Origin of the sequence: Arenibacter sp. F26102, assembly GCF_023015865.1 — a bacterium.
Classification (GTDB): Bacteria; Bacteroidota; Bacteroidia; order Flavobacteriales; family Flavobacteriaceae; genus Arenibacter.
This window is the reverse complement of sequence record NZ_JALKBC010000006.1, coordinates 196,338-217,894: the sequence shown is the minus strand read 5'-3', so window position 1 is coordinate 217,894 and position 21,557 is coordinate 196,338. Positions and strand designations below refer to the sequence as shown.

19 protein-coding genes and 1 pseudogene are annotated in these 21,557 nt (G+C 39.1%); 10 read left to right on the top strand and 10 right to left on the bottom strand.

Translation table 11 applies throughout. The annotated features are described in order from the left end of the window. Positions 1 to 7: 7 nt before the first annotated feature. The 6 genes and pseudogenes from MWU78_RS10770 to MWU78_RS10745 form a co-directional block, all read left to right on the top strand. Positions 8 to 1,210, top strand: a pseudogene (locus tag MWU78_RS10770) (glutamate-5-semialdehyde dehydrogenase); the annotation flags it as partial. A 330-nt stretch (positions 1,211 to 1,540) separates the two neighbouring features. Beyond that, complete coding sequence (locus MWU78_RS10765; protein ID WP_246997740.1) at positions 1,541 to 2,125, top strand: bifunctional precorrin-2 dehydrogenase/sirohydrochlorin ferrochelatase; 585 nt, start codon at positions 1,541 to 1,543, stop codon at positions 2,123 to 2,125. A 295-nt stretch (positions 2,126 to 2,420) separates the two neighbouring features. Further along, the gene (locus tag MWU78_RS10760) at positions 2,421 to 3,899 is read left to right on the top strand and encodes an FGGY family carbohydrate kinase (protein WP_246997739.1); all 1,479 of its coding nucleotides are present in this window, start codon (positions 2,421 to 2,423) and stop codon (positions 3,897 to 3,899) included. 14 nt (positions 3,900 to 3,913) lie between these two features. Next, complete coding sequence (gene xylA, locus MWU78_RS10755; RefSeq protein WP_246997738.1) at positions 3,914 to 5,239, top strand: xylose isomerase; 1,326 nt, start codon at positions 3,914 to 3,916, stop codon at positions 5,237 to 5,239. A 255-nt stretch (positions 5,240 to 5,494) separates the two neighbouring features. Then, on the top strand, positions 5,495 to 5,863 hold the full coding sequence (locus MWU78_RS10750; RefSeq protein WP_246997737.1) for a DUF559 domain-containing protein: 369 nt from the start codon (positions 5,495 to 5,497) through the stop codon (positions 5,861 to 5,863). 149 nt (positions 5,864 to 6,012) lie between these two features. Continuing rightward, positions 6,013 to 7,029 (top strand): LacI family DNA-binding transcriptional regulator, encoded by a 1,017-nt coding sequence (locus MWU78_RS10745; protein ID WP_246997736.1) that lies wholly within the window; start codon positions 6,013 to 6,015, stop codon positions 7,027 to 7,029. Positions 7,030 to 7,052: 23 nt separating this feature from the next. Here the strand turns inward: MWU78_RS10745 and MWU78_RS10740 are convergent, their stop codons facing one another. Both MWU78_RS10740 and MWU78_RS10735 read right to left on the bottom strand, forming a co-directional pair. Next, entirely contained in the window at positions 7,053 to 8,126 is a 1,074-nt protein-coding gene (locus tag MWU78_RS10740) for an aminoglycoside phosphotransferase family protein (protein ID WP_246997735.1), read from the bottom strand. Positions 8,127 to 8,129: 3 nt separating this feature from the next. Continuing rightward, positions 8,130 to 9,029, bottom strand: coding sequence for a sugar phosphate nucleotidyltransferase (locus MWU78_RS10735; protein WP_246997734.1), 900 nt, complete (start codon positions 9,027 to 9,029; stop codon positions 8,130 to 8,132). Positions 9,030 to 9,303: 274 nt separating this feature from the next. Between MWU78_RS10735 and hemN the strand changes: the two genes are divergently transcribed. From hemN to MWU78_RS10720, 3 genes are all read left to right on the top strand, one after another. Then, on the top strand, positions 9,304 to 10,665 hold the full coding sequence (gene hemN, locus MWU78_RS10730; protein WP_246997733.1) for an oxygen-independent coproporphyrinogen III oxidase: 1,362 nt from the start codon (positions 9,304 to 9,306) through the stop codon (positions 10,663 to 10,665). Between the two features lie 84 nt (positions 10,666 to 10,749). Then, the gene (locus MWU78_RS10725; protein WP_246997732.1) at positions 10,750 to 11,571 is read left to right on the top strand and encodes a universal stress protein; all 822 of its coding nucleotides are present in this window, start codon (positions 10,750 to 10,752) and stop codon (positions 11,569 to 11,571) included. A 164-nt stretch (positions 11,572 to 11,735) separates the two neighbouring features. Then, positions 11,736 to 12,803, top strand: coding sequence for an amidohydrolase family protein (locus MWU78_RS10720; protein ID WP_246997731.1), 1,068 nt, complete (start codon positions 11,736 to 11,738; stop codon positions 12,801 to 12,803). Between the two features lie 28 nt (positions 12,804 to 12,831). Here the strand turns inward: MWU78_RS10720 and MWU78_RS10715 are convergent, their stop codons facing one another. The 8 genes from MWU78_RS10715 to ccoS form a co-directional block, all read right to left on the bottom strand. Next, positions 12,832 to 13,701, bottom strand: coding sequence for a PIG-L family deacetylase (locus MWU78_RS10715; RefSeq protein WP_246997730.1), 870 nt, complete (start codon positions 13,699 to 13,701; stop codon positions 12,832 to 12,834). 143 nt (positions 13,702 to 13,844) lie between these two features. Then, positions 13,845 to 14,546, bottom strand: a complete 702-nt coding sequence (locus MWU78_RS10710) for a sulfite exporter TauE/SafE family protein (RefSeq protein WP_246997729.1) — start codon at positions 14,544 to 14,546, stop codon at positions 13,845 to 13,847. Between the two features lie 23 nt (positions 14,547 to 14,569). After that, positions 14,570 to 15,028, bottom strand: coding sequence for a FixH family protein (locus MWU78_RS10705; protein ID WP_246997728.1), 459 nt, complete (start codon positions 15,026 to 15,028; stop codon positions 14,570 to 14,572). Positions 15,029 to 15,109: 81 nt separating this feature from the next. Then, complete coding sequence (ccoG, locus tag MWU78_RS10700) at positions 15,110 to 16,528, bottom strand: cytochrome c oxidase accessory protein CcoG (RefSeq protein ID WP_246997727.1); 1,419 nt, start codon at positions 16,526 to 16,528, stop codon at positions 15,110 to 15,112. Positions 16,529 to 16,596: 68 nt separating this feature from the next. Further along, positions 16,597 to 17,475 carry a cbb3-type cytochrome c oxidase N-terminal domain-containing protein gene (locus MWU78_RS10695; RefSeq protein WP_246997726.1) on the bottom strand — a complete coding sequence of 293 codons (879 nt, stop codon included), beginning with the start codon at positions 17,473 to 17,475 and terminating at the stop codon, positions 16,597 to 16,599. Then, complete coding sequence (locus MWU78_RS10690; protein WP_246997725.1) at positions 17,472 to 17,666, bottom strand: CcoQ/FixQ family Cbb3-type cytochrome c oxidase assembly chaperone; 195 nt, start codon at positions 17,664 to 17,666, stop codon at positions 17,472 to 17,474. The genes MWU78_RS10695 and MWU78_RS10690 overlap by 4 nt, the downstream gene beginning before the upstream one ends. 3 nt (positions 17,667 to 17,669) lie before the next feature. Beyond that, the gene (ccoN, locus tag MWU78_RS10685) at positions 17,670 to 19,871 is read right to left on the bottom strand and encodes a cytochrome-c oxidase, cbb3-type subunit I (RefSeq protein ID WP_246997724.1); all 2,202 of its coding nucleotides are present in this window, start codon (positions 19,869 to 19,871) and stop codon (positions 17,670 to 17,672) included. Between the two features lie 2 nt (positions 19,872 to 19,873). Then, a complete protein-coding gene (gene ccoS / locus MWU78_RS10680; RefSeq protein ID WP_246997723.1) occupies positions 19,874 to 20,080 on the bottom strand; it encodes a cbb3-type cytochrome oxidase assembly protein CcoS in 207 nt (68 codons plus the stop codon). A 381-nt stretch (positions 20,081 to 20,461) separates the two neighbouring features. On the opposite strand from ccoS, the gene MWU78_RS10675 reads away from it, so the two are divergent. Continuing rightward, complete coding sequence (locus tag MWU78_RS10675) at positions 20,462 to 21,499, top strand: PQQ-dependent sugar dehydrogenase (protein WP_246997722.1); 1,038 nt, start codon at positions 20,462 to 20,464, stop codon at positions 21,497 to 21,499. Positions 21,500 to 21,557: the final 58 nt, after the last annotated feature.

Below are 21,557 nucleotides of genomic sequence, written 5' to 3'. Positions count from 1 at the left end.
ATTAAAAAGAATGAAATTATTAGATACAGAAATAAAAAATAAGGTGTTGCGATCCATGATGGACATTTTGGAAAGCAAAAAACCTGAAATTATAGCAGCAAATAAAAAAGACCTTGATCTTTTTGATAAAGAGGACAGGGCAATGTACGATAGACTCATTGTAGATGAAAAAAAAGTGGACGGAATGATCGGGGCCATTTCAGAGGTCCTTCAACAGGAAGATCCAGTGGGTAAAATAAAATCCGAACAAGTACTTGATAACGGATTGAAAATTGAAAACAAAACAGCACCTTTTGGAACCATTATGATCATTTATGAATCTAGACCGGATGTCACTATTGAAGCTGCTGTATTGGCCTTTAAGGCCAATAATAAGATTTTGTTGAAAGGAGGAAAGGAAGCTGTCCACAGTAATGTTGTATTGGAAAAATGCTGGCATCAGGCACTTGAAGAAAATAATTTGGATAACGACTGGATCCAATTGCTTCATATGAACAGGGAAGAAACTCAGGAATTTTTAAGGAATCCTACCGAAAAGCTGGACCTAATAGTACCCCGAGGAGGAGAGCGATTGATCGCCTTTGTAAAGGAACATGCCAAATGTGCTGTATTGGTCAGTGGAAGGGGGAATAATTTTCTATATGTAGACAAAGATGCGGATTGGGCACAAAGCTTGGAGGTAATCCTCAACGCTAAAACCGATAAGATTTCGGCCTGCAATGCGCTGGATAAAATTTTGGTCGATGTTAATATTGATGATTTCTCTAGTAGAATTAATGAGCTTAAGACCATCCTAAGTGAGCGTGGAGTTTCTGTTTTAGTGGATAATAAGGTAGCTGGGGTGCTACCAGAAAGCTCTAAAATAGAGGACGAAGATATTTGGTATGAAGAGTTTTTGGCAATGAAGTGTGTTTTAGGGGCTGCAGAGGATTTGGAAGGGGCAGTTCAAATGATCAACAAATATTCAGGAGGGCATTCGGCTACCATAATGACCCAAAACAGTGATGTGGCCAAAGAGTTTATGGATCAGGTAGACAGTGCTGCCGTATACCACAATGCCTCCACTAGGTTTACCGATGGCGGACAAATGGGTGTTGGAGCCGAACTGGCCATTAGTACGGATAAATTACATCATAGGGGCCCATTGGGCTTGGAGCAATTGGTAACCAATAAATATTATGTCCATGGCAATGGGCAAATAAGAGTGTAATAGAAAAACTATAGTCCCATATGGGATTGGAATATCGGTGCGGCGGTCCTGAAGCAATAATTTGCTTTATTGGGGCTGCCGTTTTTGATTTAGGAAATAAATTTATGTAACATAAACTAGGGTGTCATAGTGGCACTTTTAAACATGGCAATAAAAAAATGAACATGATATTCCGTTGAATTAACAAAATGACCTTGATGTATTGTAAAATCTAACCAAAATGAAAGAGGGTCTATCATTTTGTGTCTTATCTTTGAATGGATGGCTTTTTTTATTGGGAAAAGCAAATGAGGTAAAGTGTAAGTGTATTGGAATAAAACAAGAGGCAATATGGAAAGGAATGAATTGTACCCCGTTTTTTTAAAAGTATCCCAGCTCAATATTTTGATTGTAGGGGGAGGAAATGTTGGTCTGGAAAAATTGACTTTTATGCTTAAATCCAGCCCTAATGCCCAAGTAGAAATGTTGGCACCGGAATTTTTACCTGAAACATTGGAACTAGCTAAAAAACATCAGGTTAAGATAACCAAGGATGTGTATGACAAAAGTTATTTGGAAGGGCGCCATATGGTTATTGCCACCACCGATAAAGTTATTGTAAACGAACAGGTCTATCACGATTGCCGGGAAAGGCATATCCTTGTGAACGTTGCCGATAATCCTCCTTTTTGTGATTTTTATATGGGCGGGATAGTAACCAAGGGCAATGTAAAAGTAGCCATCTCCACCAACGGGAAATCGCCCACTACTGCCAAACGCTTACGGCAATTCTTTGAAGACGTAATACCCGAGAATATAGATGATCTGGTGCAGAATTTAAACGAATTCCGAAAAACCATAAAAGGTGACTTCGAGGAAAAAGTAGAAACATTGAACGAGTTCACCAAAGGTCTGGTAAGTAAGAAAAAGGAATAAATTTGCCAATAGTCTGAAAAATAATCACATAGGATTGTTTGGTGAAGGTCAACTTTGATTCCCTAATTCTACGAAATCGTTTTCGAAAAGTTTCGTGATGTCACGAAATATTTATAACTAATTGAATTTTAAATAGTTAGCACATTATACTTGTTTAATATTTTTATAGGTCCCTACTTTCCTTTTTACATTATCGGTAAGTCAACATGTTAGTCATGATATAGATTTTAATATATTTGATTATATCTTCTAGGATTTCCATATTGGGAATATATCCTATAAAATTTTGAGACATATGTATTATTTGGGTTTGGATATTGGCAGCTCTTCAATTAAGGTGGCCTTAGTGGAGGTGGCTACAGGAAAAAGTATTGGGGTGGTGCAGGAACCGGAAACGGAAATGGAAATGATTGCCTTAAAAAATGGCTGGGCAGAACAAGATCCCAAAGAGTGGTGGGGATATGTCTGTAGCGGCATTAAAAAAATTAAACAAAAGTACCGAGTAGGGGAAGAACAAATAAAGGGAGTTGGTATTGCCTACCAGATGCATGGTTTGGTATTGGTGGATAAGCAGGGAGAGCCCGTTCGGAAGTCCATTATTTGGTGCGATAGTCGTGCTGTTGAAATAGGTCGAAAAGCTTATAGCGAAATAGGAGAGGAAATATGTAAGGCTCATTTGTTGAATTCGCCAGCAAACTTTACGGCTTCCAAATTAAAATGGGTAAAGGAAAACGAACCTGATCTCTACCGGTTGGCGGATAAGTTGATGTTGCCAGGTGATTATATAGCCTATCGTTTTTCAAATATTATAAATACCACTATTTCTGGGTTATCGGAAGGAATCCTATGGGATTTTGAGCAGGATTCAGTGGCCGATCTGTTGTTGGAGCATTATGGTATTCCCAAGTCTTTTATTCCGGATATTGTAGATACTTTTGGCCTTCAATCGAAAATCGATGAGCAAGGTGCTGAAGAAAGCGGCTTGGCCCCTGGTACTCCTATACTTTATAGGGCGGGGGATCAGCCCAATAATGCCTTGGCTTTGAACGTATTCAATCCCGGAGAGGTAGCTGCAACTGGCGGTACGTCAGGGGTGGTATACGCTGTTACGGATAATCTTTCTGGTAAGGAGAGTACTAGGGTGAACAATTTTGCACACGTAAACTATTCCCAAAAAACGCCAAGAGTTGGTAAATTATTAAACATCAATGGAGCTGGAATCCAATACCGTTGGCTGTTGAATAATTTGGATGTGGACTCATATGAGGCAATGAATACTTTGGCAGCCGAAATTTCGGTTGGCTCGGACGGAGTGTGTTTAATTCCTTTTGGTAACGGGGCAGAGCGCATGTTGAATAATAGGGAGGTAGGAACCAGACTTGTGAACATAAATCTAAATAATCATAACAAGGCACATATTTGTAGGGCCGCTCTGGAAGGCATTGCCTTCTCCTTTGTCTATGGCATGGAAATTCTGAAATCGGACGGAATATCCATTCAGGTAATGCGAGCTGGAAATGACAATTTATTTCGATCTGAAATTTTCTCCAATACCGTAGCAACTCTAGTATCACAGGAAATTGAAATTTACAATACTACAGGGGCAATTGGTGCAGCACGTGCCGCTGGAATCCAAGAAGGGGGATTTGAAAAATTTGGAAGGTATATAACCAATAACGACCATGTTAGGACCTTTAGTCCGTTGAAGGATAAAAGCGCTTATCAAAAGGCATATGAAAATTGGAAAAAAGAATTGGAACTAATCATTAAATAATAAAAAATAAAGAGATGGCAATAATAGGAAACAAGGAATATTTTAAAGGTATCGGAGACATTAAATTTGAAGGAAAGGAATCTGATAATCCTTTGGCATTTAAATATTACAATCCAGATCAGGTAGTTGCTGGTAAAACTATGCGGGAACATTTTAGGTTCGCCATTGCCTATTGGCATACCTTCTGTGGACAAGGAGCAGATCCTTTTGGACCTGGGACTCAAAATTTTGCATGGGACCAAGCATCAGATCCAGTACAGGCAGCAAAAGATAAGGCGGATGCCGCTTTTGAATTTATCAGCAAAATGGGTTTTGATTATTTTTGTTTCCATGATTTTGATCTTATTCAAGAGGGGGCTACTTTTGCTGAATCGGAAAAGCGTTTATCCATAATCACGGATTACCTAAAGGAGAAGAAAGCGGATTCCGGCATCAAGGTGCTTTGGGGTACAGCAAATTGTTTTTCCAATCCGCGCTATATGAACGGTGCTGCTACCAACCCGGATTTTAATGTTGTGGCAAGAGCAGGGGGTCAGATAAAATTGGCCTTGGATGCTACCATTGCCCTAGGCGGGGAGAATTATGTTTTCTGGGGAGGAAGGGAAGGTTATATGTCTCTACTAAATACAGATATGGGCCGCGAACTGGACCATATGGCCCAATTCTTGGGAATGGCTAGGGATTATGCAAGGGCCCAAGGTTTTAAAGGGACCTTTTTTATAGAGCCCAAGCCTATGGAACCATCCAAACACCAATACGATTTTGATACGGCCACTGCCATAGGGTTCCTTCGTGAATATGGCTTGGAAAAGGATTTTAAAATAAACATAGAGGTAAATCATGCTACTTTGGCACAGCACACTTTTCAGCACGAATTGGCTGTAGCAGCCAAAGCTGGAATGTTGGGCAGTATAGATGCCAATCGGGGGGATTACCAAAATGGATGGGATACGGATCAGTTTCCAAATAATATTCAAGAAACTACCGAAGCCATGTTGGTTTTCTTAAAAGCAGGAGGACTGCAAGGTGGTGGAGTAAATTTTGATGCCAAAATAAGAAGAAACTCTACGGATATGGACGATGTTTTCCATGCACATATTGGAGGGGCCGATACCTTTGCAAGGGCGTTGATTACCGCTGATAAAATTATTTCTTCCTCTGCTTATGAAAAAATGCTGGCGGAAAGATATAGCTCTTTCGATTCCGGAAAAGGAAAAGACTTCGAGAACGGAAAACTTAATTTGGAGGCACTGTATAAAATGGCCCAAGAAAATGGGGAATTGCAATTACAGAGTGGGAAACAAGAGTTGTTCGAGAACATCATCAATCAATACATATAATAATATAAGCTAGTTCAACAACTATTATATTTGAATTTGAAGTAAAAATATATATTTTGCAGATATAATCATTTAGTTGATTTTTGGCTCCTCCCTTTATGTAAAGGGAGGTGGATTCGCTTTAGCGAAGACGGAGGGATCAAGATATTATGTTTTAGTAAATAAACCTGAATTTAATTTTCAGGCTAAATCTCCCCGTCCAACACGTTGGACACCCCTCTTTAGTAAAGAGGGGAGCTTTAATAAGAGCCAACAATGAAGAAGATGTGTATCCATAACAGGAAAGAGCTACTTGAATCTAGAAAGGAGTTAAGAAAGAACCTAACGCCGGCAGAGGCATTTCTTTGGAAGCATATCAGGGCAAAACAACTTGATGATAAAAAATTTGTTAAGCAGCATAGTATTGGAAACTATATTGTGGATTTTTATTTGGCATCAGATAAATTGATCATAGAGGTTGATGGTGGTGTACATCAAAATCCTAGCGCTATGGAATATGATGAAAAAAGAACTGTATATTTAATCGAATTGGGTTTTTCAGTCATTAGATTCGAGAATAAAATGGTGTTTGAAAACCTACAATCCGTTTTGTCGGAAATAAGAGGAAATTTTAAAGAAAAGTAGATAATTGTAATATTAAAGGCAGATGATTCTTCTTGCGGAATATGGAGTTGTTAAAGCCCCAAAATTTTACTCAAGTTATTGATATAATTTAAAAGGCATTTTTCGGTCCTTGGATAACATTACCATAATTCTGGCCATATTTTAGATTTATGAAAAAAATAACCCTAAAGGAGATTGCCCAATTTTTTGATGTTTCCATTTCAACGGTTTCCAAGGCTATCAATGATAGCCATGAAATTAGCCAGGAGTTGAAGTTTAAGATTCAAACCTACGCTAAGGAACATAAATATAGGCCCAATAAGGTAGCCTTAAGTCTACTGCAAAAGAAGACCAAAACCATTGGGGTAGTGGTGCCCAATATTCTCAATTATTTTTTTACACAAGTGTTTTCAGGGATAGAAAAAGTAGCTAACGAACGTGGCTATATTCTACTTAGCTGCATCAGTGATGAGTCCTATGAAAAGGAAGTGGCAACTTTGGAATTCCTAGGAGGGGGTACGGTTGATGGTCTAATAGTGTCCATGGCAGAGGAAACTCAGTTTAAAAATAAGCTAGGACATTTCCAGAATATATTGGATGAACAGGTTCCCTTGGTTATGTTCGATCGGGTTTCTGATGAGATCTTATGTGATAAGGTTATAGTAGATGATTTTGAGGCGGGCTATAAAACCACTAAATATTTTTTAAATCTCGGTTGCAAAACGGTTGCATTGGTTACGGCAATCGACCATTCAAGCGTTGGTGGATTAAGGGTAGATGGATATAAAAAAGCCTTGAGGGAAGCCGGAATCCCTTATGATGACAAATTAATTCTAAGGGTTGGCAAGAAAGACGATCTTGAGGTCCTCTTGACCTTCATGCTGAATTATAAGCCTATTGACGGTATAATGGCTTTGGATGAAATTACGGCGGTAGAGGTCCTGAGATTGGTCAAAGCGAGGGGATATAGAGTACCGGAAGACATTTCCGTGGTTGGATTTACCAATGGCAAATTGTCGCGTTACGTAACACCAGCACTCACTGCGGTGAGTCAGCATGGAACCTTTATTGGTGAAACGGCGGCTAAAGTGCTCATTGAAAGGATTGAGAACAATAAAAACACCGCTAATATTACAAAGGTCATTAAAACCAGTTTAATCGTGAGGGATTCCACCAAGAGCGTTTAATTGTTCCCTGTGTCCAAATAAAATTAATCTATGGGTGTTAAGCCCTCCTTTACCACTTGGGTCATGTATTCTATTTCCTGAAGTGCCTTATTGGAAAAATCGAACAAACTAAGACAGCGGTCCAGATTTTGGTTTTCGTAAGATACCTTGTAATAAATATTGTCGTTCAAGTAGTCTGTTAGGGCCCTTAAACCATGTATAAAGGGCATAAATACGGCTCCCCAGGCAAGTAGGTCTATTTCTTCCTTGTATAAAAAGGCACCGTTGCTCTCCAAGCCCTTTACGAAGGCTTCAAACAATGGCCTCTCAAAAGTAATTTTGTCATGATCTTGTTCATCTTCAGCTGCCGTATTGGCAACTGTTCTTATGGCATCGCCAAAATCAAAATAAAAATACCCTTTCATAATAGTGTCCAAGTCTATAAGGCAGAGAGCCGTATTATCTTCCTTGGAGAAAAGGATGTTGTTTAATTTGGTGTCGTTGTGGCAAACTCGTTCTGGTAACTTGGAATTGTCCAATATTTTTAGTTTTTCCAGTGTTTCCTTGGCAAAAACGATGGCTGCTTCCGATGTTTCCAATTTTTCCTTTTTTGCGGATATAAGGGATTCCTCGAATTGATTGTGCCGTAAGGAAAGATCATGGAATTGTGGTATGGTATCCACATAACTTTCTAATGGTGCATCTGCTAACAATTGATGGAATTTTCCGACCACCTTACCGGCTTGGAACGCAATAGCTGTGTTGGTGGCATTGTCATAGGCGGTGGTGTTGTTAATATAGGTCATTAACCTCCAATAGCCTGTTTTTTCCTGTTTGTAATATGAACTTCCCGTTTCGGTTTTTAATAGATCAATGGCGGTATAGTCTTTGTCCTGTAGAAATTCAAAAGCATTTGCAATATTGCCCATTAGACCATGTACATCCTTAAAAACATTGTGGTTTACCCGTTGAAGAATATACAACGGGTAATTGTTGTCCAATACTAAATAGGTGTCATTAATGTAACCCTGGTTAATCCCTTGGAACTGATAGGTTTTCTTTTCTATGGAGAAATTTTCCAAAAGCTCGTTGAGCTCAACTGTTTTTTCTTTAATCATGAATTAGTTGATCTGAACATTGTCCCAAAGAGGTGAGGTATATTCTTTATTATCTGTCATGCGCTGTAATTCGGAAACTGCCATTTCCTTATCGCTGGCGTAAGTGACTCCAAACCATTGACTGGCTGAAGGAATTACATCCACATCTATCAGGTTGCTATTGATCATTTCTTTTATGGCGAATGGAAGGTATATTTCTCCTTTGGCAATATTGTCCTCATTTCCGATAAATTCTTTCAGGTATTCCGTAATAAATGGAAAAATGGAAGGTTGACAAACCCAAAAGTTCATGCTTACCAATTCTTCCCCAGTAAATTTGGTGTCTGAATCCGTATCTATAATCACATTATCTTGGGCTTCTATTTTAGTATGTTCGTTTATGGAGGTAAGTTTTCCATTTTCTGACTTGCAGACACCTCTGGAAACTGAACCGTGTTCCGATAATGTATTTTTTAGAATGTAGGCAATAAGACCAAAGGTCTCTTGGCTTCCATTGTTTTTAATAAAGCTGGCTGCACTTTCAAAGGCGTTTTTTCCGTAGTAATCATCGGCATTAATTATGGCAAAGGGTTTGTCAATTACATTTCTTGCTGTCCAAACAGCATGTGCTGTACCCCATGGTTTTGCCCTGTCTCCAGTAAAACTTACTCCTTCTGGAAGATCGGTGATTTCTTGGGCCAAAACATCCAATTTTACATTTTTAGGCAATCTGCTGGATAAATGATCCCTTAAGTAGTCAACATTTTCTTTTTTAGTAATGGCAACTATATGGTCAAAACCATTTTTAAGGGCATCATATAGACTAAATTCCATTAGAAATTCTTCCTTTGGGCCCAAATCATCAAATTGTTTAAGTTTTCCATATCGGCTACCGCTACCGGCGGCCATTAAAAGTAATGTCATAATTGGTTGTTTTTAAGTTTACAAAAATATAGTTTTTATCATAAAGTGACTTCTAGAACGCATTATTTAAAATATTAGTTTTGAATTGTATGGATTTTAACGGTTTTCTCGTATTCGGACATTCTATTTTATGAAGGGAAGAAGAGTATTTAGGTTTTTATATTGAGTGAAAGCGGGACAAAACTTTTATGACCTATGAGGAAACCTGATAAGTGTCATATTTTAATAATCCCCATCATGGTATTTTTGTTGCAATCTCATACAAAAACTGCTTATGTCCAATTTGGTCCAAAAATATAATATTCCTGGCCCCCGTTATACCAGTTACCCTACTGTTCCCTATTGGGATTTGGAATCTTTTTCTGGTCTTCAATGGAAATCTACTTTAATCGATAGTTTTAATGAAAGTAATGAGGACCAAGGAATTAGTCTCTACATTCATTTGCCTTTCTGTGAAAGCCTTTGTACATTTTGTGGCTGCCATAAAAGAATAACCAAGAGACATGAAGTTGAAAATCCATATATAAGCAATGTCTTAAAGGAGTGGAAGCTTTATTGCGATTTGTTCAATACAAAACCAAGAATAAAGGAACTCCATCTGGGAGGGGGAACCCCAACATTTTTCTCCCCTGAAAATTTAACCCGACTTGTTAATGGCATTTTTAAAACTGCCGCCCGTGCGGAGAATTATGAATTTAGCTTTGAAGGACATCCAAACAACACCACCAAGGAACACCTGCAGGCCCTTTACAATGTAGGTTTTAGAAGAGTGAGTTATGGAGTTCAGGATTATAATAAAAAAGTTCAGCTTGCCATTCATAGGTTGCAACCTTTTGCCAACGTAAAAAATGTTACCGAATGGGCTAGGGAAATTGGGTATACTTCGGTAGGACATGATATTATTTTTGGTTTGCCCTTCCAATCCAAAGACGATGTTGCCCAAACAATCTTAAAGACCAAGGAGTTAATGCCAGACCGTTTGGCCTTCTATAGTTATGCACATGTCCCTTGGTTGAAGGGAAATGGACAAAGAGGGTATAAAGATTCAGACCTGCCTACTGCTGAGGAAAAGCGGGAGCAGTATGAAATGGGAAAGGCGTTGTTGGGTGAGGTTGGTTATTCCGAAATAGGGATGGATCATTTTTCACTAAAGACGGATACGCTCTATAAAGCCATGGATAATGGGACGTTACATAGAAATTTTATGGGCTATACTGCTTCTAAAACACGTGTAATGATCGGTTTGGGAGTTTCCAGTATTAGTGATAGTTGGGATAGCTTTGCCCAAAATGTAAAAAACCTGGAAGAGTACAGCCATCTTGTTGAAAATAATATTATTCCAATTTATAGAGGACATATTTTAACCAAGGAAGACAAGATTATTCGGAAGCATATCTTAAATTTAATGTGTAGATTTAAGACTAGTTGGGAAAATCAACATGAAGTGTTCAGCGAGTTGGATGTCGTAAGGGATAAGCTAAGTGAAATGGCTTTGGATGGGTTGGTGGAAATATCTTCAGACAGTATTTATGTTACCGAAAAGGGAAGGCCCTTTGTGCGTAATGTATGTATGGCATTCGATTTGTTCCTGCATCGTAAAGCGCCTGATACAAGATTGTTTTCAATGACTATCTAGCTGTTTCATACGCCTGTTTAGGTAATCTAAGGTTCGGGCTCAATATTTAATTTCTAGTTTAAAATTATTAATAAATATAAACAGATGAAAAAAATTATAGTACCCGTAGATTTTTCAGAACAATCCGAAAATGCATTAAAAACCGCAGCTTCCATCGCTACAAAATATGGCTCTGAGATTTTCGTTCTGCATATGCTGGAATTGTCGGCGGCTCTTGTTTCATCCAATGAGCAGGCGCATTACGAACAAGCTGTTTTTTTAATAAAACTGGCAGAAAAAAGGTTTGAATCATTTTTGGATAAACCATACTTAAAGGGCATCAAGACTACGCCTATTGTTAAACACCATAAGGTGTATAGCGAAGTGAATGCCATTGCAGAAAAGCATGATGCTGATCTAATTGTAATGGGTTCTCAAGGGACCGATGGAATCAAAGAAATTTTTGTGGGTTCCAATGCTGAAAAAATGGTAAGAAATTCCAATATTCCGGTCCTAGTAATCAAGGATTATATTGAGGGTTTCGAGGTGAAGAGATTTGTATTTGCCTGTGATTTTGAGGAGGAAAACCTGGAAGCCTTTCATAAGGCAAAAAAATTGGCAGATAAGCTTGATGCAGAATTGATTTTGGTAAATATTAATACTCCAGGAGATAATTTCTTGAGCACAAAAGATGCCTTCAAAAAAATTAATAAGTTTCTACATTTGGCGAAAGCGAGTTTGGAGGTCGAGATATATAATGACTATACCGTAGAAAGGGGAATACTTAGTTTTAGTGAAGGTAGGAATGCCGATTTAATAGGTTTGCCCACACATGGAAGAAAAGGACTTTCCCACTTTCTTATGGGTAGTATAGGGGAGGATGTGACCAATCATTCCAAAATACCTGTTATCACTTTTAAAATTTAACGACTTCGGTAAAAGTATTAGGGTTAATGAAACTTTGAACCTAATTTAATTACCTTGGTTTTGATTTTTGTCGTGTTGAATTAGTGGTACCAAGTATGGCTTAAATCGTTATATTTGAGCGATATGGGTTTGTCATTATCAACTTATACCAAAAAATCCTCAATATGAAAGTTTATGCCATCATTTTTTTTTCGGTTGTTTTTATTTCCAATACTGTTAGAGCGCAGGAAGATATGTTATTAAAGGATTACGACCCTGTATCCATTTACAATATTCCAAAGACCAAAATAGCCAAAGCTAAATTTCCTGTGGTGGATTTTCATTCGCATCCCAATCCCAAATCAGAACTGGAAATAAGGGAATGGGTAAAGACAATGGACAAATTTGGGATTGCAAAATCCATTATACTTACCTACCAAACCGGGAAGTCCTTTGATAGTATTGTAAACCTTTACTCCAAATATGGGGACAGATTTGAACTTTGGTGCGGTTTCGATTTTACGGGTTACAATGAAAAGGGATGGAGTAAAAACGCTGTAAAGGAATTGGAAAGATGCTACAAGATGGGAGCTAGGGGAGTTGGCGAATTGGGCGATAAAGGTCTTGGTTTCTTTTACTCCAAACCCACTCCGACAAAAGGAATGCATGCAGATGATGAGAGGATGAAGGCTCTGTGGGAAAAATGTGGGGAACTTGGCATGCCTGTTAGCATTCATGTTGCTGATCCCATGTGGATGTACGAACCCATGGATGTTCATAATGATGGGCTGATGAACGCTTACAAATGGCGCATAGATACTCAAAAGGAGGGGTTGTTGACCCACGGGCAATTAATTGCTACCCTAGAAAATGCGGTTAGGGAAAATCCGAAGACTACTTTTATAGCTTGTCACTTTGCTAATTGTAGCCATGATTTGGAAATTCTTGGAAGGTTGTTGGGTAAATATGATAATATGTACGCCGATATATCGGCCAGATTTGCTGAAACTGCTGCCGTTCCCCGTTATACAAAACGTTTTTATGAAAAGTATCAGGACAAATTAGTTTATGGTACGGATATGGGCAATGACCCAGAAATGTACGAATTGACATTTCGAATTTTAGAAACCGAGGACGAGCATTTTTACGATAAAAATATCTCATCTTATCACTGGTCCTTTAACGGTTTGGGACTTAGTGATGAAGTTTTGAAAAAGGTGTATAACGAAAATGCCAAAAAGATACTGGACTAGTCAAACATCCATAAAACTGCATTCCATACTATCTTATAAGCATGGGGAATAGCATCATTATTTCCTGATCTGTGGGTTGCTTACCGTACTCGCATATTTCAAATCCCTCTATATGTTTAGCGTAGGAAGCTTTATTGCCGTACCATTTTTCAGCGCATTTCAATAGGGCTTCATTGGGAGCTTGAGACCTCCAATTGGCCAACATTTCCAATCTGCCCTTATCATCCTTGGGTACTTTTTCCAAATTGCCGGCGGTCCAGGGAAGCCATTCAAAGAACTGGGATTTGTGTGCCGACATGGCGTAAATTTTTGGATCAAAAACAGCATCGATAATTACGGGGATATCAGGTTTAAAAGGACTAGGTTTTTGAAAACCATCTTCAGAGTATAGGAAGACCGGATTTTTTTGGAGAGGTGGTACTTCGGGGGCCACATTGGGTACTATGACCATATAAGCTGCGTCTTGCACCAAAACACCCGTATACCTGTGGTCCGGATGGTAGTCATTGGGTCGTGGGGCAATGACCACATCGGCATTCCATTTTCTAATTTCACGTATCACCTTTAGACGATTTTCCAAAGTTGGCATCAATTCCCCATCATGGTTGTCCAATACCGTATATTCCACCCCAAATCGTTTACCTGCTTCCTTGGCCTCTGCAATCCTTATTTTGGCAAGTTCCCCACCGCCCATGGCATAATGACCGGCGTCACCATTGGTGAGGGAAACAAATTTTACATTGTGGCCCAGTTTTGCAAGTAAAATGGCTGTGCCACCTGTGTCAATATCACAATCATCAGGATGGGCACCAAAGACTATTATGTTGACCTTTTCCCCTTGGGAAAATAATAAGGTTGCATTTAAAATAAGATAACAGATAAGTATAACTCTTTTCATTGGTTGTTGCTTAAGGTCCGGTTGCACTTGTACATTGTCCAATTTAATCCCAAATGTTTAGGAACAGGGATTCCAATGCACTAGAAAATTACACTATTTTTACAAGTACTACAAATCTGATTTAAGATTAGTGGAAGGGGCTTTTAATGGCAATCCAGAGTACTGGTAGCCATCTCTATAACGGGCTCCGGAGAAATATAGGGAATTCCAAGTCCCATACCCCTTAATATAAACAATAGCCCTATTAGGACTACGAAAACAGGAATCAGTTGTTGAACGGATTTTTTGGCACGGCCTTTCAATACACTGCCAAAGTAAACAGCAGAGGTCATCAAGGGAATGGTTCCCACTCCAAATAAGAACATGAATAGCACTCCGAGCCATGGGCTGGCCGTGGCGATACTACCAAAGAGGGCCATATAAACCAACCCACAAGGAAGTAGTCCGTTAAGGAGGCCAATGGTTAAAAATGTATCTGGACTCTTTTTCTTTAATTCTTTTCCAAGTCGGCTTTTTACTTTGGACAAAAGGGAATATATAGGTTTGGAGAAATTGTACTTGCTAAAAGTTTTATAGGGAATAAGTATTACAGTAATCATCAGGACCCCAATTATGATCGAAAGCCTTTGCTGTATTCCAAATACATAAAGTCCTTTGCCCAAAAATCCAAAAATTAGACCAAGAATACTGTAGGAAGTAAGCCTGCCCAAATGGTATAGAAAAACCTGCAATAATTTTTTAGCGGGGTTATTGTGGTCTACCGGTAACATAAAGGCAATAGGACCGCACATTCCTACGCAGTGAAAGCTTCCCATTAGTCCCATAATAAAGGCAGATAACAACATAGTTTTGGGTAGTACTTTTGTTTTTATTTATTATCGTGATAGGTTATTTTTTTCTTGAACAAGTAGATTTCGCCTTTGTATTCCCAGTATACTTTAATGTCCCAGCGACCATCCAACAAACGTTTGTCAGGTATGAGCAAATAGTCTTGGGATAAACTTACAGGTAAGTCAAAATCCACGTGCTTGTTAGATGGCCTGTAAAGGGACACTGTACCTTTAATATTTTCTAGATCCAAGTTTTTTGGGAATACTAATTTTAAACCTTTGTCCGTTGTTTCCAATTTAAGATCAACTTCTTTGGCATGGGCATTATTTTCGGCATCAATTTCATTCTGATATCCCAATTCCGCTCTGTAATAATTCTCGGTTACCAGATCATGATTGGCTTTGTGGTCCATGCTCATGCGGACTACAAAAAATAAGATAAAACTTATAAATCCGATGAAGGCTAGTACTATTCCAGTTCCCCAATTAATTTTCATAGCTAATGTTTTTAGTTTTGGTTTCCAAAGGAAAATCCAATTGGATTTGATCTTTTATGACCATTGTCCCAGTGTTTTAATTTACTTATAGCTTCTGGGGGCTAAAAATCTGGCGGTGGCCGTTTCAATTAATTCTTCCCCACTATAGACTCCAATCCTTAATTTGTTCTTGTCACCTTCCAAAGCCGAATTATTTATTTCAACAAATAAGGTTCCTTCCGCCATTTCTTGTGCAGGCACTATAAAATGTTCATGCCTAACTAAGTTGATTGTCCCTTTGTGCGACAACAGTTTAAAACTCACGTCGTTAATGACCTTGGTAGTTTTATTTACTAACTTATAAGTGTAAACATTGCTAATAATATTGCCTTCCTTGTGCTCGTATAATTGTCCAGGCAGTCTTAAGATATTGGCTTCTACCTCATTTCTCAAAAACAACATGCCAATCAATATTCCAGTGAGTATAACAAGTACTGCGGTATACCCTTTGAGCCTAGGGGTAAATGTAAACTTTGACTTTTTTTCAATGTTGTCTTCACTGGCATAACGTATAAGTCCTTTGGGAAGGTTTACCTTTTCCATTATGGTATCGCATTCATCAATACACGCGGTACAATTGATGCATTCCAGTTGAGTTCCATTTCTTATATCTATACCAGTTGGGCAGACGTTTACGCATTGAAAACAATCAATACAGTCGCCATTTCCGAGCGCATTTCTATCCTCTCCTTTTCTAAACTTTTTCCTTCCATTTTCCGCTTCCCCACGTTTATGGTCATATGCAACCACAATAGATTTATTGTCGAGTAGTACTCCTTGCATCCTCCCATATGGGCAAGCTATGATACATACTTGTTCCCTGAACCAGGCAAATACAAAATAGAATACCGCAGTAAAAATTAAAAGGGATACTAGAGTGCTTACATGTTGTAAGGGTCCATCCGTGATGTATTGCATTAAGCGGTCACTGCCTATTAAATAAGCCAAGAAAACATTGGCGATCAAAAAGGAAATAATGAAGAAAACAATTAATTTAAGGCCTCGTTTTCTAATTTTTTCAGCATTCCAAGGTTGTTTACTTAGGCGTATTTGGGCACCTCGGTCGCCATCGATCCAAAATTCTATCCTCCTAAAGACCATTTCCATGAAGATGGTTTGGGGGCACATCCAACCGCAAAAAATACGCCCAAAAGCAACGGTAAACAGGGCTATGAATATTACCCCGATTATCATCGAAATTACAAAAAGATGAAAATCCTGTGGCCAAAATGGAAATCCAAATATGTTGAAACGCCTTTCGAGAACATTGAACATTAAGAACTGATTTCCATTTATTTTTAAAAATGGCGCCAGAAAAAGAAAGGCCAAAAGAACATAACTTACATATTTGCGATATTCATAAAACTTTCCACTTGGTTTTTTTGGAAAAATCCAAGCCCTTTTCCCATCCTCATTTATAGTTCCTATGGAATCCCTAAAATTGTCCTGGTCCTGTGCCATTTATATGTAATGCTTTTTTGGAATTTTGGGTATGCGTTAAAATGTGTTCAATAAGGTGTGTTAGGAATCTACTCCCCGGACCAGATTTTTCCCTCAGCGGCCTTTGGATTGGCAGGTTCCTTGCCGTTTATTTCACTAAGTATAAAGCTGGCCACTTGCGCTATTTCGACTGGTTTAAGGGTCTGTTTCCAAGCTATCATTCCCTTACCGTCCCTACCGCCTTCAGAAATGGTATGGAAAACGTTTTTGATTCCACCGCCCAAGATCCAATGTTCGTCCGTAAGATTAGGGCCTATGCCTCCACCGCCATCCGGCATATGGCAGGCTACACAACTGGAGCTATATATAATAGCCCCGGCCTTAATGTCGGAAGCCTCGGTCAAAAGTTCCACGGTGCTGGCGTCAACCAAGCCCTTGGCCGTTTTTTTGTATTCTTCAATGGCAATCATGGCTTCAGCTACTTCCTGTTCATATTCCATGTTCTGGGTGTAATCATTAAATACGTGGAAACGGGCGAGGTAAACCACACCGAAAATTATGGTGGCATAGAACATATACACCCACCAAGGTGGAAGATTGTTGTCCAATTCGCGGATACCGTCGTAATTGTGGTCTAGGATAATTTCCTTTTCTTCCTCTATAGGTTTGTTTCCGGTCATTTTTTCCCAGAATTCCTTACCCCATTTCCACTCCCATTGCTTCGATTTGGTTTCTAAATAGCGATTTTGTGCTTCAGGGGATAATGTTTGGAACATTACGTTTTCCACAGATTTAAGAATCAATTCAATTCCTATCAAAATGAACAACACCATCAACATAAAAAGAAGGGTGATAGGGTATTCAATAAATGCTGGTTTGTCCCCGGAGTCAATAAAATACTCCATCAATCCGAAGATTAGGAAAAAGATTACCGGGATTCTTATCCACCAAGGTGACATATTTTTCATAATAATTCTTCTTTAGTTTGGTTTTCTGTTTCTAATGGTATTTCGCTTACTTCCTTGATATGTTCTTTAGAGGCAGTAAATACCCACCAGAAAAGAATGGTGAAAAACAAAAAGAAGATTAGCAGCGATATCATGGGGTAGGTGGCAACGCCATCTATACTTTCCATATAGCCTTTTACAAATTTTAGCATGACTTATTTGTTTTGTGAAATTATTTCGTCGGTTTCCTTTATTTTTATGTCCGTACCCAAACGTTGCAGATAGGCAATCATAGCTACAATTTCCCTATCCTTCATTTCTATGAATTCTTCCCCGTTTTCGGCGGCATATTTTTTGTCCTCTTCATACCCTTTGGCAAAATCGGGGTCGGAATATAGATTTTTTTCTATTTTGGCCGCTTGATTATCCATCGATTGTGGGGCATTTGAGATCTCCTCCTCGGAATATGGTACTCCCAGGGTAACCATGGTCTCCATTTTGGTCTGAATGTTACCTCTATCGTGCCTATTGCGCACCAACCATGAATAGGAGGGCATAATAGAGCCTGATGAGGTGCTTTGTGGGTCGTACATATGGTTCAAGTGCCAGTTGTCCGAATATTTTCCACCTATCCTCATAAGATCTGGACCTGTGCGTTTGCTTCCCCATAGGAAGGGATGGTCATATACATATTCTCCAGCTTTGGAGTACTCGCCATAACGCTCCACCTCACTTCGGAAAGGCCTGATCATTTGGGAGTGACAGCCAACACAGCCCTCCCTTATATAAAGATCTCTCCCTTCCAATTCAAGAGGGGTATAGGGTTTAACGCTTGTTATTGTCGGAATGTTCGATTTTACCAGAATGGTGGGTACTATTTGGATTATTCCCCCGATCAAAATGGCTATTGTAGCCAATATGGTCAATTGAATAGGTTTGCGCTCCAACCAAGTGTGGAAAGTTTCTCCAACTGTTCTTTTTTTGGATACAGTGGTCAAGGCAGCAGCTTCGGCCAATTCATCCTCTACTTGGGTACCTTGTTTAATTGTAACAACTACGTTGTAAATCATGACTATTGCTCCAATAATGTACATGGTACCTCCAATGGCACGCATCCAGTACATGGGGATAATTTCATTTACTGTCTCCAAGAAGTTACCGTAAGCCAGGGTGCCGTCTGGGTTAAATTCTTTCCACATTAAGGCTTGGGTAAAGCCTGCAACATACATTGGAAGTGCATATAGTATAATTCCTAGGGTACCTATCCAGAAATGGAAATTGGCCATGGGTATTGAGTGTAATCTTGTCTTGAACATTTTTGGAACCATCCAGTAGATCATCCCGAAAGTCAAGAATCCGTTCCAAGCTAAGGCTCCCACGTGAACGTGGGCAATGATCCAGTCGCTAAAATGTGCTATGGCATTTACATTTTTAAGGGATAGCATTGGACCTTCAAAAGTGGCCATACCGTAACCTGTAATGGCAACCACCATAAACTTTAAAACCGGGTCTGTTCTTACCTTATCCCAGGCTCCACGCAAAGTCAGTAGTCCATTGATCATACCTCCCCAGGATGGTGCGATCAGCATTATTGAAAAGGCTACCCCTAAATTTTGGGCCCATTCAGGTAAAGTGGAATATAATAAGTGGTGAGGTCCGGCCCAGATGTAAATAAATATCAAGGACCAAAAATGTACGATAGATAATCTATAGGAGTATACAGGCCTATTGGCCGCTTTGGGTACAAAGTAATACATTAATCCCAAGAAAGGTGTGGTGAGGAAGAATGCCACGGCATTGTGTCCGTACCACCATTGCACCAAGGCATCCTGTACGCCTGCATATACCGAATAACTTTTGAAGGCACTAACGGGAAGGGCAAGACTATTAAAGATATGAAGTACTGCAACTGTTACAAATGTTGCCAGATAAAACCAAATTGCCACGTATAAATGACGCTGTCTTCTCTTTAACATTGTGCCGATGAGGTTCCAGCCAAAGGCCACCCAGACCACGGCAATGGCTAAATCTATAGGCCATTCCAGCTCTGCATATTCTTTGGATGAAGAGTATCCCAAAGGCAGGGTAATTGCCGCTGCAACTATGATAGCTTGCCATCCCCAGAAATTAAAATTACTTAGGGCATCGCTGAACATTCTCGCCTTTAATAAACGTTGGGTAGAATAATAAACGCCAGCAAAAATGGCATTTCCCACAAAGGCAAAAATAACTGCGTTGGTATGTAAGGGCCTTAAACGGCCAAAACTCAACCAAGATATTCCATCGGTTAAATTTGGAAAAAGAAACATAAAGGCAAGCAATAAACCTACCGACATTCCTACAATTCCCCAAAACATAGTTGCATAAAGGAATTTTTTTACGATTTTGTTATCGTAATAAAACTGTTGTACTTCCATAATTACAATTTTTGACTTTCACTTTTTTGGTTAGATATTTTTTCGGTGTCCGCAGTAGTACTTTTTACGAGTTCATCTTCAAAAAGCATGCGAACGGATGGGGTATAGGAATCATCATATTGACCATTCTTAGTGGCAATAATAAAAGCCGCAAAAAATATGACGGCTACAATAATACTCAATGACAACAATAAATAAATTACACTCATACCTACCTGAATTTGGGCGTAAAACTAAACATGGGGATTATGGTATAATATGACATTTGTCAGGTTTTGATAAAATATTGAAAGTTCTTCTCGTCCAGAGCATATTAATTTTACATTTTCTTCAATATCCTCAACTTTTTGTGGTGAATTCATCGCATGATTCATTTAAGAAGGGATTTCATAATTAATAGGTTTGTTTTAGTGAGGAAGCCAATAAAATGGGATTAATCCAAAATTTTGTGTTTTAGGCCCTAATAATTCATTTTAAACAAGGAATTATGTGAAAGATTTTTAGTTTTGCCCAGCTCTGTTGAAAATTCGGCAATCCTTGGCCAAAATTTTCAATCTAGAGCGTAATAATAAATTTTAACTTCATAGAATATGTTTAAAAAGGCAGGCTTAATTTTATTTTCAAGTTTGATTGTTTTAAGTTGTAAACATGAGGAGGCCCCATGTACTCCAAGTACCGAGGCAATAAATTATCCTTCATCGGATTCTTTGGCTCAGGCAATAAATTATCCTTCATCGGATTCTTTGGCTCAGGTTTTAAATTGGCCAAAGGATTTGAAAATAACTGGGTTCTCCGGTTCTGACCTAACTCCAAGTCCTGCCTGTATGGCCGTAGCTGCCACAGGGGAGGTCTTTGTAGGGGTAGATATGATGGGCTCCCTAGGCAAGGAAATAAACAAGGGGTTTATAAAGCGGTTGGTAGATTGTAACCATGATGGTATTATGGATTCCCACACTGAATTTGCTCAGGTAGATAACCCGCGTGGTATTTTGGCAATAGGTGATCAAGTTTTTGTGTTGCACACTACCTTTTCTCCAGAAACTGGAAAAGCCTTTAATATGGATTTGGTGGTGTTTGAGGATTTGGACAAGGATGGGGTGGCCGATGGCCCCGCCAAAGTTTTAATAAAGAACCTAAGTAATTCCAAATATCTACAGGAGAGAGGAACGGATCATGCCACCAACGGTATTCAAATGGGAATAGACGGATGGATATATATTGCCGTAGGTGATTTTGGTTTCCATAATGCTACAGATCGCGATGGAACCCAATTGACCATGTTGGGCGGAGGAGTTGTTAGGGTTCGTCCGGATGGAACCGAAATGGAAGTTTATACCCATGGATTACGAAATATTTACGACGTGGCCATTGACCCGTTCATGAATATCTACACTAGGGGCAATACCAATGATGGTGGTGGATGGAACATAAGATTCATCCATCAGATACAATCCGGGGAATATGGATACCCTGTTCTCTTTAAGCATTTTACCGAAGAGATTCTTCCCGCATTGGTAGATGTCGGTGGAGGTTCGGGGACCGGATCACTTTATATGAACGACAACCGTTGGCCGGAAAAATATAATAATGTTCCAATGATGGCTGATTGGGGTAGAAGCTATTTGTAGTTTCATAGGCTTACTGAAAATAAGGCCAGTTTTGTTCAGGATGAAGAGGAGTTTATAC

What these genes read in the sequence shown, in the direction of transcription:
- MWU78_RS10725 (WP_246997732.1), top strand. Translation starts at nt 10,750, where the DNA reads ATGAAAAAAATTATAGTACCCGTAGATTTTTCAGAACAATCCGAAAAT.
- MWU78_RS10675 (WP_246997722.1), top strand. Translation starts at nt 20,462, where the DNA reads ATGTTTAAAAAGGCAGGCTTAATTTTATTTTCAAGTTTGATTGTTTTA.
- MWU78_RS10715 (WP_246997730.1), bottom strand. Translation starts at nt 13,701, where the DNA reads ATGAAAAGAGTTATACTTATCTGTTATCTTATTTTAAATGCAACCTTA.
- MWU78_RS10760 (WP_246997739.1), top strand. Translation starts at nt 2,421, where the DNA reads ATGTATTATTTGGGTTTGGATATTGGCAGCTCTTCAATTAAGGTGGCC.
- ccoN (WP_246997724.1), bottom strand. Translation starts at nt 19,871, where the DNA reads ATGGAAGTACAACAGTTTTATTACGATAACAAAATCGTAAAAAAATTC.
- MWU78_RS10710 (WP_246997729.1), bottom strand. Translation starts at nt 14,546, where the DNA reads ATGTTGTTATCTGCCTTTATTATGGGACTAATGGGAAGCTTTCACTGC.
- MWU78_RS10690 (WP_246997725.1), bottom strand. Translation starts at nt 17,666, where the DNA reads ATGCTAAAATTTGTAAAAGGCTATATGGAAAGTATAGATGGCGTTGCC.
- hemN (WP_246997733.1), top strand. Translation starts at nt 9,304, where the DNA reads ATGTCCAATTTGGTCCAAAAATATAATATTCCTGGCCCCCGTTATACC.
- xylA (WP_246997738.1), top strand. Translation starts at nt 3,914, where the DNA reads ATGGCAATAATAGGAAACAAGGAATATTTTAAAGGTATCGGAGACATT.
- MWU78_RS10740 (WP_246997735.1), bottom strand. Translation starts at nt 8,126, where the DNA reads ATGATTAAAGAAAAAACAGTTGAGCTCAACGAGCTTTTGGAAAATTTC.
- MWU78_RS10695 (WP_246997726.1), bottom strand. Translation starts at nt 17,475, where the DNA reads ATGAAAAATATGTCACCTTGGTGGATAAGAATCCCGGTAATCTTTTTC.
- MWU78_RS10765 (WP_246997740.1), top strand. Translation starts at nt 1,541, where the DNA reads ATGGAAAGGAATGAATTGTACCCCGTTTTTTTAAAAGTATCCCAGCTC.
- ccoG (WP_246997727.1), bottom strand. Translation starts at nt 16,528, where the DNA reads ATGGCACAGGACCAGGACAATTTTAGGGATTCCATAGGAACTATAAAT.
- MWU78_RS10720 (WP_246997731.1), top strand. Translation starts at nt 11,736, where the DNA reads ATGAAAGTTTATGCCATCATTTTTTTTTCGGTTGTTTTTATTTCCAAT.
- MWU78_RS10705 (WP_246997728.1), bottom strand. Translation starts at nt 15,028, where the DNA reads ATGAAAATTAATTGGGGAACTGGAATAGTACTAGCCTTCATCGGATTT.
- ccoS (WP_246997723.1), bottom strand. Translation starts at nt 20,080, where the DNA reads ATGAGTGTAATTTATTTATTGTTGTCATTGAGTATTATTGTAGCCGTC.
- MWU78_RS10750 (WP_246997737.1), top strand. Translation starts at nt 5,495, where the DNA reads ATGAAGAAGATGTGTATCCATAACAGGAAAGAGCTACTTGAATCTAGA.
- MWU78_RS10735 (WP_246997734.1), bottom strand. Translation starts at nt 9,029, where the DNA reads ATGACATTACTTTTAATGGCCGCCGGTAGCGGTAGCCGATATGGAAAA.
- MWU78_RS10745 (WP_246997736.1), top strand. Translation starts at nt 6,013, where the DNA reads ATGAAAAAAATAACCCTAAAGGAGATTGCCCAATTTTTTGATGTTTCC.